We start from the raw sequence: 14,494 nt of genomic DNA on the forward strand, positions 1-14,494 counted from the left end.
CAGCGACACCTCGACAAAGGTGTCAACTTAAACCAACCGGCCTCCTCGATACCCGGGGCGGTTCAGGGCCGGTGTTTGAGCCCGACGCGCCGACGATTGGAGAAGGACGAGTGCGCGTACCGCGTTACCTCTTCAAGCTCGTGTATGACGCCACTACAGGCCGCAGCTGGGCACACTGGCAAGAGAACCGGGAAGGTGAGCGAGTGTCGGCCCCCATCAGCTACCGTGAGTTGGTGCGACGTACTGGCGTGGAGTTCTTGCCTACAGCAGGCCGGTGAGCATTGGCGCTACATGCCAGCGCTCACTGAATACGCTTTCTGGGGCCCCACATGGCATGTGACCGCACAGCATGGCGCACACGGCTAGAAAGCAATCTCCCTGCAACGACTCTGACGGGCTTGGGGTGGATCCGGATCTCGCCGTCTCGCATTGCAAAGAAGACACGTTGTCCCACTTTGAAGCCGGAGAGTTGTGGGGGGAGGTGAACCTTGTCCCCTCGCACCATGGTGGTTGTGTAGGACACCTTGGAGTGAATGGGAGATCGCAGGTTGCTCGAAGGACTGATGGACACGGTTTGGCTCCAGAGGGTACTCACCAAAGCAAAGCGTATAGGGAATGCGCACCGAAAACAATCCAGACAGCGGTCACTTGTTCTCGAATTGGTGGTCTCGAAGAACTAGACCCATTGAACTCGGCTCCGATTCCCGCCCTTACGTGTGCACCTGCCCCAGCAATTGCCCCCGGCAATGGTAGATGTTGGCCAGCGCCAGGGCCGTGAATGCGCTCGTGGCGTGCTTCTGCAACCCGCGTGATGGCTCTCAGAATCCACGAATCGGCTTGGCCCTCTCGGGCGGGGGAACCAAGGCGGGGATCAAGTGTCACTCAGGGGTAGTGTTTGACCACTCAGTGGTAGTCGCTTTCTCTCTGTTGCCGAATGGTGCCGATGTGGACTCGACCAGCAGCCTTGATTTCAAGTAGTACGACATACCCGGCTGTACCAAAAGGCAAAATCAGCTCTCGCACAAATGGCCCATCATCTGTTTTGCGGCAACTAAACGGGCAAATGGCCAAAAATTGGCACGCCTGCCGTCTTGTCTCAATCGCATTAGTTGGATTCTCAAGAACACCAGTCAGACTGTTTAGTTTTCACCCAAAGGCGAAATCAAACAATCTTTCAAGATCCTCTTCGGCCTCGCGGCTGAAAACGATCTGATACTTCACTTGCTAAGGCCCTCTTGCCGCTTTCGCGCAGCAGCAACCTTTGCTTCAAGTTTGGCCAAAACGGTCTCCGCTGGAATCCAGTCGCTATCCGCCTCTGACCGCGCAATTGAAGCCAAGCCACGACGCACGAACTCGGTTTGATCGCGGCGGCGAGACACCTCTGTTCGTACCGCACTTTCGACCAACGAAGCCATGGTTTCGCCATCGCCAAGCGCTTGCTCGATCTCTTGGCGCAATGCTGGCTCGATGCGAATTGGTGGGATCGTGGCTGTTTTCATGGCTTGACTGTATCGCGTTTGCGATACTGGGTCAGTTTGCATTTTCTTTTCATGCCGTGCATGCTCCATGAACCGCCCCGGGCGATTCAAAGAGCATCAGCCGCTACCATAACTTCCAGTAGAGTCAAGTGCCCCAAGTCAGTCCAGATCAACTGCTGGACAAAGCTTCTGGTCGCACCAGCTTCCAACAGGACTTTAGAATCCGAGAGCTCTGGGTGTTTACGACTTTAGTCGGCACCCCGCAAGAATCGATCGCCTGGAAACCCGCATGGATGCTGGGCCTATGTTTACGACTTTAATTGCCCAGAATAGACGCGTAGCGTCGGCGCCGCAGGCGCGAGGTTTCTGGGCTTGGAGGCCACTCATTTCGCGCAGCGAAGTGACGTGGCGGCACAACCTGTCTTTTCGCCAAGAGCGTGACGGTTGAATGACCGGCGCGCTATGGGCCGACGCGTAGCGTCGGCGCCGCAGGCGCGAGGTTTCTGGGCTTGGAGGCCACTCATGTTTCGCAGCGAAGTGAGTGGCGGCACACGCCTGTGCCTCGTCCAAAGCGTCACGGTGGAGTGACGTCTCCCAGTGTCACAACCTCCACCCGGTTGCGACCGTTCTTCTTGGCTGCGTACAGCTGTTGATCCACGGCGTCGATGAAGTCCGAGGGCCTCAAGCCCTCGCTGGGGATCAGCGTGCCCACGCCAATGCTCACCGTGATGTGCTCCCCATGGGGTGACTGCGCGTGGGCGATGGCCTGTTTCTGCACCAGGCGTTGGCAGCGTTCGGCCACCTTGAGGGCGACGTTGGCATCGGCCTGAGGTAGCAGCACGATGAATTCTTCTCCGCCATAGCGGGCGACCAGGTCGCGGGGACCATCCAGTGCCAGGCTCAGGGTCTGCGCGATGTCCACCAGGCATTTGTCGCCGCGCACATGGCCATACAGGTCGTTGTATTGCTTGAAGTAGTCGATGTCGAACAGCAGCAGCGACAGCGGATGGCGGTTGGTGCGCGCGCTTTCCCATTCCACCTGCAGGCACGCATCAAAGCGGCGGCGGTTGGCAATGTTGGTCAGTCCGTCCTTGAAGGACAGGGCCTCCAGTTCCTTTTGCAACGCTAGGAGCTTTTCTTCGGTTTTTTTGCGTTCGCTGATGTCGAACATGAAGCCGACCAGTGCCTCAGGTTCGCCCTGTGGGGTGCGTACCACGTGCACCACGTCGCGGATCCACACGTAGCCATTGTCTTTGGTCAGTGCGCGGTAGTCGGCCTCGTGGTCCACTCCCGCCTGGGATTGAGCGACGCAAAAACTGACCACATGCTCGCGGTCCTCGGGGTGCATGCGGGCGGCCCAGTCTTCGACGCTCATCCAGCTCTCGGGCGTCCAGCCGAGCAGCTCTTCGATCTGTGGGCCGATGTAGGAGAAGCGTTTGCTGGCCCAATCGATCCTCCATGGAATCGCCTTGGTGGACTCCAGAAGGGTGCGGTACACCGCGCTGTCGTTGTTCAGTTCACCCATGTAGGACATGCCGGGTTCCTCCTCGCAATGGTGCAGTCGTTGCTAGCGCACTTTCTCTGGTGTGCCATGCGTGGTGGCAATGGCATTCCAGTACCAGTAGAAAAATCCGTGGTTCTTTTGCAGCAGCGTGTGGGTGGTGATGCTGCCTTGATGGATGTTGCCCCAGCAGGCGCGTGCAGAGTTGCGGTTGTTGTGCAGGTCAATGCATTCGGGGTTGTCCAGCGCAGGTTTGGGGGGAATGTAAAGCGCGCTGCCGCGTGGCACCCAGAGGTCTGCCAGCCGGATGCGGCCCAGCCGGGGCCAATAGCGACCAACCGAGATCACCAGGGGTTGGCTGGCGTCCGTGGATGCGAACACATGGGGAAAGTCGTGGTGCTCCAGGTCTGTGCACACCACACTGAGCAGGCTGTTGCCTGTGCCCTGGTAGGGAGACCAGTGTCCTGCGAACACGCCGTACTCGTATTCGATCTGCTGCAGGTGCACCACAGGGCTGCGCACCTGGACCACTTGCCCCGGCTCCACCAGCGTGATGCCGAAGGCGGCAGCAATGTCACGCGTGGCCCAAAGGGGAGCAAAGGCCACTTGCTCTGCAGCGAAGCCGAGTTGTGTTTCCAAGCCATACGGCGGGTTGGGTTTGACGCCGATCACCTGGGCCACGGCATATTCGTTGCCCTGGGCCATGGCGGGGTCGGTGGCCGCCGGTGTCAAGGCAGTGGCACCCGCCGGTGGCGCATCCAGAAATGTGGGGGCGCCGCCATCGTTGAAGAAAAAGGGCGTGCGTGCAATGTCCACCGCAGATTCGCTGATCTCCTTGATGAACAGCGGTGCTTCAAGATGGGTTCCGGGCATCGGTCAGCGCTCCTGGTTATGCAAGGTGCGGGGGGTGGCCCAAGTGCACCGTATGTTTTCGACCCATGGTAGCAGTGGACTGTGACTTTTTGTATCCGTACAGATAGCTATGGCGCCTGCTGACTTCAGCGGTTCTCGGAGGCGCCTTGCCGAAAAACCACAGCATCCAAGTGCAGCGCCTTGATGCTGCGCGCCGCCGCCTGGGCCTGTGCTGCGCTGGGGTAGGGGCCCACGCGCACGCGGATGCGTTGGCCCTTGGGTGTGTCCAGGCTTTGGCGGAAGGCAGGCAGCCCTGCGTTGAGCAGCTTGGCCTGGGCCTTGCGTGCATTGGCTTCTTCGGCAAAGAGTCCCACGTTGATGTAGTAGCCCGGCTGACTCCCGACCTGCGGGAGGGTCTCGCCGGTCGCTGGGGCCGATGCCCCAGTGGCCTGTGGTGTGGGCGCCTCGGGTGCGCTGGAAGGGACTTGCGGGCCGATGACTGCTTTGCTGTCGGGTTTTCGCGCTGCAGGTGTGGGCTTGGCGGCAGGTTTGACCGCAGCGCTGCGGGGACTGGTTCCTGAGGCTTGTGGTGTGGTCGCCGAAGCGGCGGGAGTGGGCGCTGCCATGGGGGAGGGAGGCGGCAGCTGCTCCAGAACGGGTGGTGCGGCAACAGGCGTGCTGGCCGTTGGCTGGGCGGATGCTGGTTCGCTGGCCGCTACGGTGGCGGCGCTGGCCGACGCAGTGGGGGCAGGTTCGGGCAGCGGGGAAAGGAGTGCGCCGCTGGCGGCTTGCTGTGGTGCGCTGGCGCTGATGCTGGGTACCGGGGCCTCGGGTATGGCAGGGGGCACAGGTGTTTCTGCGGGGTTGCCCTGGGGCAGAAACTGGTAAGCCAGTGCCGCAACACCCAGCAGTCCCGCGTTCAGCGCCGCCAGGCCCGCCAGTCGGCGCTTGCTGGCGGCCTGCTGTTCCAGTTGGGCGCAGGCTTCGGGCAGGCTGCGGGTGCTGGCCAGCGCACGGGCGATGCGTTTGCGGATTTCGGTGTGCAGGATGGCGTCGCCATACAGACCCGGCAGGGCAAAGGCAAGCAGGGCATAGGCGCCCACCAAGCCCCATTGCACGGGTTCCGGCCAGGGCAGCAGGGTGCGGATGGCGCCGAACAGCAGCAGCCCCAGTCCTTCGGCGGCGGCCACGTAGATGAGGGCGGGCGTCCACAGGTGGCGCAAGGCCATCCAGTTCAGCGTGCACAGGCTGGCGGCCCAATTCCAGCCAGGCTGGGTGCGGCCCAGCGTGTCAAAACGCTCGAAACGCGGCAGGTAGCTTTCGGGCCGGATGGGCCCGAGCGCTGCGCGGTAGAGCGTGTTCATGGCGCTCTCGGCCGGGCCTGCAGGCTGTTGGGTGTGGAGGAAGTCCGTGGAGGCGGGCATGAGGGTTGATTCTGTCATGCGCAGCCCTGCACTCCAAGCATTGTGCGCACAACAAAAAACCCGCAGGGCCTGGGGCCGTGCGGGCAGGGCATCAGGCAGGAGCTATCAGCTGCGGTTGCCGGAGGCAATGGTGCCTGCGCGGTTGGCGACCACGGCCTGGCTGCGCACTTCGCTGCGGCTCACGGTGGACGATGCGGCTGGCTCGGCATTGACGACTTCATAGTTCTTGAACTGCGCGACGGCTTCCACGGCCTGGGCGTGCACGGCGGCGCGGCTCAGGGTCGAGGGCGCCTGGGTGTCAAAGCCTGCTCCGTAGAGTTCACCGGCCTGGGCGCCCACAGAAGCGAAAGCAGCAACAGCAGCGATGGAGAGAGTGCGAGAGAACGACATGGTGGTTTCCTTTGGATCAACGATGGGTGAGTCACCGGATGCGTACGGGGCATAGTGCCTGGTTCACATCCGCCTTCGGTGAGTCGCCTGGGGCGGTGGTTCATCGATGGGTTGAACTGTACGCCTCAGTGGTTCAAAGAAAAACCATCCGGTATAAAACTGACTGTTCCGTTTTTTGGAACAGTCGATGCCCTTGAATTTCGCTGCATCGACCCGTGGGATGCATGCTTGTTGCGCCTGAATGCCCGACCTGGGCCAAAGCCCCACCCCTTGAAAGCCGCTGAATTGCCCTTATCATTGGCACTCGTCAGCCATGAGTGCTAACAATGCCTCGGCTGGGTTTTTGTGCTCCCCGGTAGTCGGGGGGCATCGCCAGTGAAAACATCCTTTTGTCTAGGAGAGCAACAAATGAAACTTCGCCCCCTGCACGACCGCGTGATTGTCAAGCGCATCGAGAGCGAGACCAAGACCGCTTCGGGCATCTTCATCCCCGACAACGCCGCCGAGAAGCCCGACCAGGGTGAAGTACTGGCCGTGGGCCCGGGCAAGAAGAACGACAAGGGCGAACTGGGCGCGATGAGCGTCAAGGTTGGCGACCGCGTCCTGTTCGGCAAGTACAGCGGCCAGACCGTCAAGGTCGATGGCGACGAGCTGCTGGTGATGAAGGAAGACGACCTGTTCGCGGTCGTCGAGAAGTAATTCCTTTCGCTTCACTCACTTTTTCATAGCTGCTGGCGCTTGATAAACATGCGTTAGCGGCCTATTTGATTCAAATTCTGTAGGAGCCAAACATGGCAGCAAAAGACGTAGTTTTCGGCGGCGAAGCCCGCGCACGCATGGTTGAAGGCGTGAACATCCTGGCCAACGCGGTCAAGACCACCCTGGGCCCCAAGGGCCGCAACGTGGTGCTGGAGCGCTCGTTCGGCGCCCCCACCGTGACCAAGGACGGCGTGTCCGTGGCCAAGGAAATCGAACTGAAGGACAAGCTGCAAAACATGGGCGCCCAGATGGTCAAGGAAGTTGCTTCCAAGACCTCTGACAACGCTGGCGACGGCACCACCACCGCCACCGTGCTGGCCCAGGCCATCGTGCGCGAAGGCATGAAGTACGTGGCCGCCGGTATGAACCCCATGGATCTGAAGCGCGGTATCGACAAGGCCGTGGCTGCCCTGATCGAAGAGCTGAAGAAGGCCTCCAAGCCCACCACCACCTCCAAGGAAATCGCCCAGGTGGGTTCCATTTCCGCCAACTCTGACTCCAGCATCGGCGAAATCATCGCCAACGCCATGGACAAGGTCGGCAAGGAAGGCGTGATCACCGTGGAAGACGGCAAGAGCCTGAACAACGAACTCGACGTCGTTGAAGGCATGCAGTTCGACCGCGGCTACCTGTCGCCCTACTTCATCAACAACCCCGAAAAGCAAGCTGCTATTCTGGACAACCCCTTCGTGCTGCTGTTCGACAAGAAGATCAGCAACATCCGTGACCTGCTGCCCACGCTGGAGCAAGTCGCCAAGGCTGGCCGTCCCCTGCTGATCATCGCCGAGGAAGTCGAAGGCGAAGCCCTGGCAACGCTGGTGGTCAACACCATCCGTGGCATTCTGAAGGTCGTCGCCGTCAAGGCTCCTGGCTTCGGCGACCGCCGCAAGGCCATGCTGGAAGACATCGCCATCCTGACGGGCGGCAAGGTCATCGCTGAAGAAGTGGGCCTGACGCTGGAGAAGGTCACGCTGGCCGACCTGGGCCAGGCCAAGCGCGTCGAAGTGGGCAAGGAAAACACCATCATCATCGACGGCGAAGGCCAGGCTGCCGACATCGAGGCGCGCGTCAAGCAGATCCGCATCCAGATCGAGGAAGCCACTTCCGATTACGACCGCGAGAAGCTGCAAGAGCGCGTGGCCAAGCTGGCCGGCGGCGTGGCCGTGATCAAGGTTGGCGCTGCCACCGAAGTCGAAATGAAGGAAAAGAAGGCCCGCGTGGAAGACGCCCTGCACGCCACCCGCGCTGCCGTGGAAGAAGGCATCGTGGCCGGCGGTGGCGTGGCCCTGCTGCGCGCACGTCAGGCTGCTGGCGAGATCAAGGGTGACAACGCTGACCAAGACGCCGGCATCAAGCTGGTGCTCAAGGCCATCGAAGCCCCCCTGCGCGAAATCGTGGCCAACGCCGGTGGCGAGCCCAGCGTGGTGGTCAATGCCGTGCTGGCTGGCAAGGGCAACTACGGCTTCAACGCTGCCAACGACACCTATGGCGACATGATCGAAATGGGTATTCTGGATCCCACCAAGGTGACTCGCACCGCACTGCAGAACGCCGCTTCGGTGTCTGCACTGATGCTGACCACCGAGTGCATGGTGGCAGAAGCTCCGAAGGACGACGCACCTGCCGGCGGCATGCCCGACATGGGTGGCATGGGCGGCATGGGCGGCATGGGCATGTAAGCTCTGCCTGAGAGCCACTTTTCTCTCGCTCCAAGGGCCGCGCAAGCGGCCCTTTTTCATGTCCGAGCGGTCGGTGTGGCGGAGTGCTTTTCGCGAAAGCTCAGTGTGCGCGCATCTTGGCGCGCAGGCGCGCAATGGCCTGGCTGTGCAATTGGCAGACGCGCGATTCGGTCACGCCCAGCACGGCGGCGATTTCCTTGAGGTTCATATCGTGCTCGTAGTACATGCCCATGATGTACTGCTCGCGCTCGGGCAGTGACTGGATGGCACCGACCAGGCTGCTGCGCAGCCGCTGGTTGCGCAGCAGCGCCATGGGGTCGGCTTCGGAGTCGGGGGTTTCGTGCCGGTCCAGAAAGCCCTCGTCGTCTTCCCCGCCGCGGGTCATGTCTTCCAGATAGACGAGCTGCGTGCCGCGCACCTTGCTCAGCAGGCTTTGGTAGTCGGTCAGGCTCATGTCCAGTTCGACGGCAATTTCGGATTCGAGGGGGCTGCGTCCGAGCCTTTGTTCCAGGCGCTGGACGGCTTTTTCGATGTCTTTCTGGCTCTTGCGTGAGCTGCGCGACATCCAGTCGTTTTCGCGCAATTCGTCGAGCATGGCGCCACGGATGCGCTGCGTGGCAAAGGTCTCGAACTGCACGCCCTGGGCCGATTCGAAACGTGTCAGCGCGTCGTTCAGGCCGATCATCCCGACCTGGATCAGGTCGTCCAGCTCCACGTTCGCAGGCAGCTTGGCGATCATGTGGTGCGCAAGCCGACGAACCAGCGGAACATACTGCTGGAGCATGGCATTGCGATCAAGCTGGCCTTTGGCGGTGTATGTCACTTCAATGGCTCTGGGCGATGTACGTGGGGAAGCCTGCTTTGGGAATGGATGGTAGCGCAGAGAAGGTGCCCGGTGCGCTGATAGTGCAGGCATTTTCCAGCCATTGCAATGCCAGGCGCTGCAGTTCCTGCGGGCGATCGGCGCGGATGAGCGTGGTGCGCGGTTGCTGCCCCAGGTGGCGCATGGCACAGCGGCGCAGCGATTCCAGCGAGTCCTGTGCCAGGCGCAACTGCTGGGCCGGGTAGGAGCGGGCCATGCAGGCCACCAGGCCGTTGAGTCCCGCGTGCAGGGCCAGCAGCTTGAGCTGGCGGTAGGTAGCAATCACGCCGTTCTGGCCGGGCGGCATCAGAATCAGTGGTGTGGCCAGGCTGGCATCCAGCAGGGGCGACGCCAGTACGTCGATGGGGGCGTGCAGCACCACCAGCGCGTAGCTGCGCAGCAGCGGTTGCAGCAAGGGCAGGAGGGGTTGTCCGGGCTCGGCTTGCTGCAGCAGGGTTTGCAGGCCCAGCTTGGCAGGCAGCACGGCCAGGGTGTTGGCGGCGCCTGCAGCGGGGCGCATGTCCTGCGCGCGGGCGCTGTGCGCCAGCAGCTGCTGCAGGCCGGGGCTGCGCGGGTTCTCGGGTGCGGTGGCATCCAGTACCACCACCGGGTAGCCCAGGTGTTGCAGGTGCAGGCACAACTGCCACAGCGTTTCCATGCCGCCGTTGGTGTCTTGCGTGCTGGCCATGGCCAGCAACTGCAAGTCGTTTTGGGGCATGTGGCTGGACAGCCCCGCGCCTTGGTGAAATCCGAACTCAAGCATCGACCAGTCCCTTCTCCAGCACAGGCTCGCTGGACGGAGTGAAGAAGAAGCTCAGGTCGGCGGCCTTGGGGTCGAAGGCCGAGCGCGCCGGAGCGCGCATCGAGCTGGCGATGAGCTGATGGGCATTGGCCGATTCCCAGTCTTCCGGGACGCGCTGGCCGTTGGTCACGCCACGCAGCACCATCTGGTGGCGGATCAGCGCGTCAATGGCGGGGCCGAGTTTCACGGCTTCGTCGATCTTGGACAGGATGGCTTGTTGCGCCCCGGCGGTCTTGAAGGCAGCGAGCGTGTCGTCCAGCGTGTCGCCGTGGCTGCTGGCATTGAGCACCAGCAGGCGCTGCACCTCTGGCAGGTCCAGCACCTCCAGCATGTCGCGCTTGCGGGGATCGCGTGGGGCGATGCCGGTGGTGTCTATCAGAACCATCTTCTTGCCGCTGAGCAGGCCCAGCAGGTCCTGCAGTGCAGCGCGGTCGTGCGCCAGGTGGGCCACGATGCCCAGCATGCGGCCATAGCTGCGCAACTGGTCATGGGCGCCGATGCGGTAGGTGTCCAGGGTGATCAGACCCACGCTGCCGGGGCCGTGGATGCGGGCGCACAGTGCTGCCAGCTTGGCCGTGGTGGTGGTTTTGCCCACCCCTGTGGAGCCCACGAGGGCAAAGATGCCACCCTCTTCGTAGATGGCGGGCTGGCCGGCGTCGGTGTGCAGGTTGTGCTCCAGCACGTCCATCAGCCAGCGTACCGACTCGGCGGCGTCCATGCCCTCGGGCATGCGTTCCAAGACGGCGCGCGCCAGCGTGGGTGAATATCCGGCGCGGATCAGCTTGAGCATCAGGTTGGACTGGATGGGGTCCTGGCGTGCTTGCCCCAGCCACGACAAGGTGTTGAAGCGGTCCTCGATCAGCTCCTTCATGGAGTGCAGTTCCTGCATCAGACCCTGGGTGTCCACGGCAGGGGCGGCCAGGGATACGGGGGGAGGTGCTTCACGGCGTGGCGTGCGCACGGGCAGCTCATGGTTGACCTGGCGCAGCGGGTTGTGCTTCTTGAACGTTGCAGGGTTCGCCGGGGGTGCTTCGGGCGCGCGCTCGATCTCGGCGGTGGAGACGCCGCTGACCTGCTGCAAGGCCTCGCTGCGCCGTCGCAACATGCGTTCACGCACATAGTCCTGGAAGGACAGGGTGCTCATGGCCAGCTGTTCCGTGTCTTCCTTGATGGGGCTGCGCGGACCGGACAGCGCCGCACGTTCCTGCAGCGACTTGCGTCCGGCGGCTGGGGTGGGGGCAGCTTCTGGGCGGCGTTCGGTCACGGTTTCGGCAGCACTGTCGAGTGCGCCGAGCGATTCTTCCGTGGTGGCCACCACTTCCACGCCATTGGGGGTGGGACGGTTGGAAAGGATCAGGGTGCCGTCACCAAAAGCCATGCGGGCCTTGGCAAGCGCCTCGCGGGACGTGGCCGCGTGAAAGCGTTTGATGTTCATGCCGATGCTCCTTTGAGGATGGGGCCGATGCGGATGGTGTGGGTCTCAGGGATCTCGCTGTGCGCCAGCACCTGCAGCCGGGGGGCCATGCGCCGCACCAGGCGCGAGATGGCGCCACGGATCGCATCGGGAACCAGCAGGCAGGCGGGCATGCCCATTTCCTCCTGCTTGAGGGCGACTTCTGCGGCCTTCTGCGTCAGCAGGTCGGCCACGCCGGGGTCGAGCGCAGGGCCGCTGGCATTGCCCAGCGCCTGCATCAGCAGGCGCTCCAGGCCCGGTTCGATGGCGATGACGTTGAGTTCCCGTGTGGGGCCGTAGATTTGTTGCACGATGGCGGGCGAGAGTGCGATGCGCACGCGGCGGGCCAGCTCGCCCGGGTCGGTGATGGCGCCTGCGTACTCGGCCAGGGTTTCGATGATGGTGCGGATGTCGCGGATGTGCACCGACTCCTCCAGCAGCAGCTGCAGCACTTTCTGGAACGTTGCAATCGAGACCATTTTCGGAACCACTTCTTCGATCAGCTTGGGGGCCAGCTTGGCCACGTGCTCCACCAGTTGCTGGGTTTCGGTACGGGAGAGCAGCTTGGCGGCCTGCACTTGCATCAAGTGTGACAAATGGGTGGCCAGGACGGTTTCCGAATCAACGACGGTAAAACCAGCCATTTGCGCGGCTTCCTTTTGGCGTTCGTCGATCCAGTGGGCGGGCAGGCCAAAGGCGGGGTCGGTGGTGGGGGTGCCGATCAACGGGGTGGTGATGCCACCGGGATTGATGGCCAGGAACATGCCGGGGAAGGCCTCGCCTTCGCCCACCACCACTCCGCGCAGCGTGATGCGATAGCCGCTGGGCTTGAGCTCCAGGTTGTCGCGCACATGGACCGGAGGCGGCAGAAAGCCCACTTCCTGTGCGAATTTGCGTCGCACGCCCTTGATGCGGGTGAGCAGGTCGCCCTGGCGGGTCTTGTCCACCAGTGCAATCAGGCGGTAGCCCAGCTCCAGTCCCAGCAGATCCACGGGCTGCAGGTCGTCCCATGTGGCCTCGCCGTCGCCCTGCACCGGGGCAGGGGCTTCCTCGGGTGGTGGAACCTTGGCGCGCTGCATCAGAACCCAGGCAAAGTAGCCCAACAGCGAGCCCACGGCCAGGAAGACCACATGGGGCATACCGGGGATCAACCCCAGGAAGATCAGGATGCCTGCCGTCACGCCCAGCACGCGGGGCGAGGTCAGCAACTGGTGCACGATCTGCTGGCCCATGTCGGTTTCCTTGCCGACACGGGAAATCACCATGGCCGCAGCCACCGAGATCAGCAGGCCGGGAATCTGGGCGACCAGCGCATCGCCCACCGCCATCAGGATGTAGGTGTCGGCTGCCTTGCCTGCCGACAGGCCGTGCTGCAGCATGCCGATGGCAAAGCCACCCACGATGTTGATCAGCAGAATCAGAATGCCGGCAACCGCATCGCCGCGCACGAACTTGGAGGCGCCGTCCATGGAGCCGAAGAAGTTGGCTTCTTCCTGCACCTCGGCACGGCGGCGCTTGGCTTCCTTTTCGTCGATCAGCCCCGCGTTCAGGTCTGCGTCCACGGCCATCTGCTTGCCGGGCATGGCGTCCAGGGTGAAGCGCGCCGACACCTCGGCAATGCGTTCGGCACCCTTGGTGATCACGATGAAGTTGATGACCACCAGGATCGAGAACACGATCAGGCCCACGGCAAAGTTGCCGCCAATCAGGAAGTGGCCAAAGGCCTCGATCACCGCGCCCGCTGCACCTGGGCCGGTGTGGCCTTCCAGCAGCACCACACGGGTGGACGCCACGTTGAGCGACAAGCGCATCAGCGTGGTCAGCAGCAGCACGGTGGGGAAGGCAGCAAAGTCCAGCGGCTTGAGCATGTAGGCCGCCACCATCATGACCATCAAGGCCACGGCGATGTTGATGGTGAAAAAAGTGTCCAGCAACCAGGGCGGGATGGGCAAGACCATCAGCGCCAGGATGGCGACCACGAGCAGTGGGGCCGACAGGCCCTGCATGGCGGCGCTGTTGGCCCCGGCCCATTGCTGTGCGGATTGGAGCGAGAGTTTCATGGCTGCAGCCCTTGGGTGGCGGCCCGGTGGTGCGGGTCGAGTTCAGGCGGAATGTGGGGATCGGGCATGGTGTCTGGCATGCGGCCTTCGCCGCGCAGGGCTGCCTTGAGCCGGTATACGTAAGCCAGCACCTGGGCCACGGCGGCGTACAACTGGGCAGGGATAGGCTGGTCCAGCTCGGCATGGGCGTACAGGGCACGAGCCAGGGCGGGCGATTGCAGCACCGGGATCTTGTGCGCCTGAGCGATGTCGCGGATCTTGAAGGCCAGCAGGTCGGTGCCGCGGGAAATCACCTGGGGTGCATTCATGGTGTGCTCGTCATAGCGCAGCGCCACCGCATAGTGGGTGGGGTTCATCACCACAAAATCGGCCTTGGGAACGGCTGGTATGCTGGAGCCATCGGCAATCTCGCGCTGGCGCTGGCGCATGCGGCTCTTGAGCAGGGGGTTGCCGTCGGATTCCTTGTGCTCCTGTTTGACTTCTTCGTGCGACATCTTGAGCCGATCCTTGAAGAAGAAAGCCTGCAGGGGGACATCGACCATGGCGGCGAGAAACACCACCAGCAACAGCAGGCCCAGGCCCTGCGTCAGCCAGTGGGCCACATGGCGCAATGCCAGGTTGGACGGTTGCAGCACCAGCATGGCCACTTCGTCGATGCTGCGGCCCATGTAGTTCCAGGCCACGCTGGACAGGATGGCGGTCATCAGCACCATCTTGGCCACGTTGGCCAACTGCTGCTTGGAAAACAGGTTGGCAAATCCGGTCAGTGGATTGAGCCGGTTGAATTGCGGCGCCATGGGCTTGGTGCTGAAGATCCACCCCCCTGCCAACACAGCGGAGAGCAGTGCCGCACCAGCGGTCAGCAGTGCAAACACGCCGCTGGCGATCAGCCCTGTGGCGGCCATGTGCTGCAGGCGGTTCAGCATGGACGAGGGGGACTGCACCGTGGCAGCATCAAATACCAGTTGCTGCCCCATGCCTTGCAGCAGGTGTTCCAGTAGTAGGGGTGCCAGCGACAGCATCACCAGCGCGCCGGTGCCCAGAATGGCCAGGTGCGACAAATCCCGCGAGCGGGCCGCTTGGCCGTCGGTGCGGGCCTTCTGCAGCTTGCGCTCGGTGGCGGGTAGATTGCGTTCCTGGCTCGATTCCATGATGGCATGACGGGTCTGTCATGCCATTGTGGCCAGGGGGGGGCAAAACTAAAGCCTGAAAAGCGGCGGCAGGCCGCGCTTAT

12 protein-coding genes and 1 pseudogene are annotated in these 14,494 nt (G+C 62.8%); 3 read left to right on the forward strand and 10 right to left on the reverse strand.

The genetic code is table 11. The features are described 5' to 3' along the window. Window positions 1–62: 62 nt before the first annotated feature. Window positions 63–278, forward strand: a pseudogene (locus MJ602_RS15470) (DNA/RNA non-specific endonuclease); the annotation flags it as partial. Between the two features lie 939 nt (window positions 279–1,217). Here MJ602_RS15470 and MJ602_RS15475 read toward each other — a convergent pair. The 5 genes from MJ602_RS15475 to MJ602_RS15495 all read right to left on the reverse strand — a co-directional run bounded on the left by MJ602_RS15475 (window position 1,218) and on the right by MJ602_RS15495 (window position 5,645). Further along, window positions 1,218–1,499: a YlcI/YnfO family protein gene (locus MJ602_RS15475; RefSeq protein ID WP_243021680.1), complete on the reverse strand. Its 282-nt coding sequence runs from the start codon at window positions 1,497–1,499 to the stop codon at window positions 1,218–1,220. A gap of 553 nt (window positions 1,500–2,052) precedes the next feature. Beyond that, entirely contained in the window at window positions 2,053–3,012 is a 960-nt protein-coding gene (locus MJ602_RS15480) for a sensor domain-containing diguanylate cyclase (RefSeq protein WP_243021681.1), read from the reverse strand. A 33-nt stretch (window positions 3,013–3,045) separates the two neighbouring features. Continuing rightward, window positions 3,046–3,852 carry a hypothetical protein gene (locus MJ602_RS15485; protein WP_243021682.1) on the reverse strand — a complete coding sequence of 269 codons (807 nt, stop codon included), beginning with the start codon at window positions 3,850–3,852 and terminating at the stop codon, window positions 3,046–3,048. 125 nt (window positions 3,853–3,977) lie between these two features. Further along, window positions 3,978–5,273, reverse strand: a complete 1,296-nt coding sequence (locus MJ602_RS15490; RefSeq protein WP_243021683.1) for an SPOR domain-containing protein — start codon at window positions 5,271–5,273, stop codon at window positions 3,978–3,980. An 87-nt stretch (window positions 5,274–5,360) separates the two neighbouring features. Continuing rightward, window positions 5,361–5,645 carry a DUF4148 domain-containing protein gene (locus MJ602_RS15495; RefSeq protein WP_243021684.1) on the reverse strand — a complete coding sequence of 95 codons (285 nt, stop codon included), beginning with the start codon at window positions 5,643–5,645 and terminating at the stop codon, window positions 5,361–5,363. A gap of 408 nt (window positions 5,646–6,053) precedes the next feature. On the opposite strand from MJ602_RS15495, the gene MJ602_RS15500 reads away from it, so the two are divergent. Together MJ602_RS15500 and groL are read left to right on the forward strand one after the other, a co-directional pair. Continuing rightward, window positions 6,054–6,344 carry a co-chaperone GroES gene (locus MJ602_RS15500; protein WP_119964467.1) on the forward strand — a complete coding sequence of 97 codons (291 nt, stop codon included), beginning with the start codon at window positions 6,054–6,056 and terminating at the stop codon, window positions 6,342–6,344. 92 nt (window positions 6,345–6,436) lie between these two features. Beyond that, window positions 6,437–8,083 carry a chaperonin GroEL gene (groL, locus tag MJ602_RS15505; protein ID WP_162015187.1) on the forward strand — a complete coding sequence of 549 codons (1,647 nt, stop codon included), beginning with the start codon at window positions 6,437–6,439 and terminating at the stop codon, window positions 8,081–8,083. Between the two features lie 100 nt (window positions 8,084–8,183). Here the strand turns inward: groL and MJ602_RS15510 are convergent, their stop codons facing one another. The 5 genes from MJ602_RS15510 to MJ602_RS15530 are packed head-to-tail and all read right to left on the reverse strand — an operon-like array spanning window position 8,184 to window position 14,411. Beyond that, window positions 8,184–8,906: an RNA polymerase sigma factor FliA gene (locus MJ602_RS15510; protein ID WP_277950287.1), complete on the reverse strand. Its 723-nt coding sequence runs from the start codon at window positions 8,904–8,906 to the stop codon at window positions 8,184–8,186. A 1-nt stretch (window position 8,907) separates the two neighbouring features. Next, window positions 8,908–9,708 carry a hypothetical protein gene (locus MJ602_RS15515; RefSeq protein WP_162015189.1) on the reverse strand — a complete coding sequence of 267 codons (801 nt, stop codon included), beginning with the start codon at window positions 9,706–9,708 and terminating at the stop codon, window positions 8,908–8,910. Beyond that, the gene (gene flhF / locus MJ602_RS15520; protein ID WP_243021685.1) at window positions 9,701–11,182 is read right to left on the reverse strand and encodes a flagellar biosynthesis GTPase FlhF; all 1,482 of its coding nucleotides are present in this window, start codon (window positions 11,180–11,182) and stop codon (window positions 9,701–9,703) included. Before flhF ends, MJ602_RS15515 begins: the two co-directional genes overlap by 8 nt. Then, window positions 11,179–13,260 (reverse strand): flagellar biosynthesis protein FlhA, encoded by a 2,082-nt coding sequence (gene flhA / locus MJ602_RS15525; protein ID WP_162015191.1) that lies wholly within the window; start codon window positions 13,258–13,260, stop codon window positions 11,179–11,181. Before flhA ends, flhF begins: the two co-directional genes overlap by 4 nt. After that, complete coding sequence (locus tag MJ602_RS15530; protein ID WP_243021686.1) at window positions 13,257–14,411, reverse strand: EscU/YscU/HrcU family type III secretion system export apparatus switch protein; 1,155 nt, start codon at window positions 14,409–14,411, stop codon at window positions 13,257–13,259. Before MJ602_RS15530 ends, flhA begins: the two co-directional genes overlap by 4 nt. Window positions 14,412–14,494 lie beyond the last annotated feature (83 nt).

This window comes from Simplicispira sedimenti (assembly GCF_022760965.1).
Classification (GTDB): domain Bacteria; phylum Pseudomonadota; class Gammaproteobacteria; order Burkholderiales; family Burkholderiaceae_C; genus Simplicispira; species Simplicispira sedimenti.

Bases quoted from the DNA above. Each gene is read 5' to 3' on its own strand.
- MJ602_RS15475 (WP_243021680.1), bottom strand. From the start codon at position 1,499: ATGAAAACAGCCACGATCCCACCAATTCGCATCGAGCCAGCATTGCGC.
- MJ602_RS15480 (WP_243021681.1), bottom strand. From the start codon at position 3,012: ATGTCCTACATGGGTGAACTGAACAACGACAGCGCGGTGTACCGCACC.
- MJ602_RS15485 (WP_243021682.1), bottom strand. From the start codon at position 3,852: ATGCCCGGAACCCATCTTGAAGCACCGCTGTTCATCAAGGAGATCAGC.
- MJ602_RS15490 (WP_243021683.1), bottom strand. From the start codon at position 5,273: ATGACAGAATCAACCCTCATGCCCGCCTCCACGGACTTCCTCCACACC.
- MJ602_RS15495 (WP_243021684.1), bottom strand. From the start codon at position 5,645: ATGTCGTTCTCTCGCACTCTCTCCATCGCTGCTGTTGCTGCTTTCGCT.
- MJ602_RS15500 (WP_119964467.1), top strand. From the start codon at position 6,054: ATGAAACTTCGCCCCCTGCACGACCGCGTGATTGTCAAGCGCATCGAG.
- groL (WP_162015187.1), top strand. From the start codon at position 6,437: ATGGCAGCAAAAGACGTAGTTTTCGGCGGCGAAGCCCGCGCACGCATG.
- MJ602_RS15515 (WP_162015189.1), bottom strand. From the start codon at position 9,708: ATGCTTGAGTTCGGATTTCACCAAGGCGCGGGGCTGTCCAGCCACATG.
- flhF (WP_243021685.1), bottom strand. From the start codon at position 11,182: ATGAACATCAAACGCTTTCACGCGGCCACGTCCCGCGAGGCGCTTGCC.
- flhA (WP_162015191.1), bottom strand. From the start codon at position 13,260: ATGAAACTCTCGCTCCAATCCGCACAGCAATGGGCCGGGGCCAACAGC.
- MJ602_RS15530 (WP_243021686.1), bottom strand. From the start codon at position 14,411: ATGGAATCGAGCCAGGAACGCAATCTACCCGCCACCGAGCGCAAGCTG.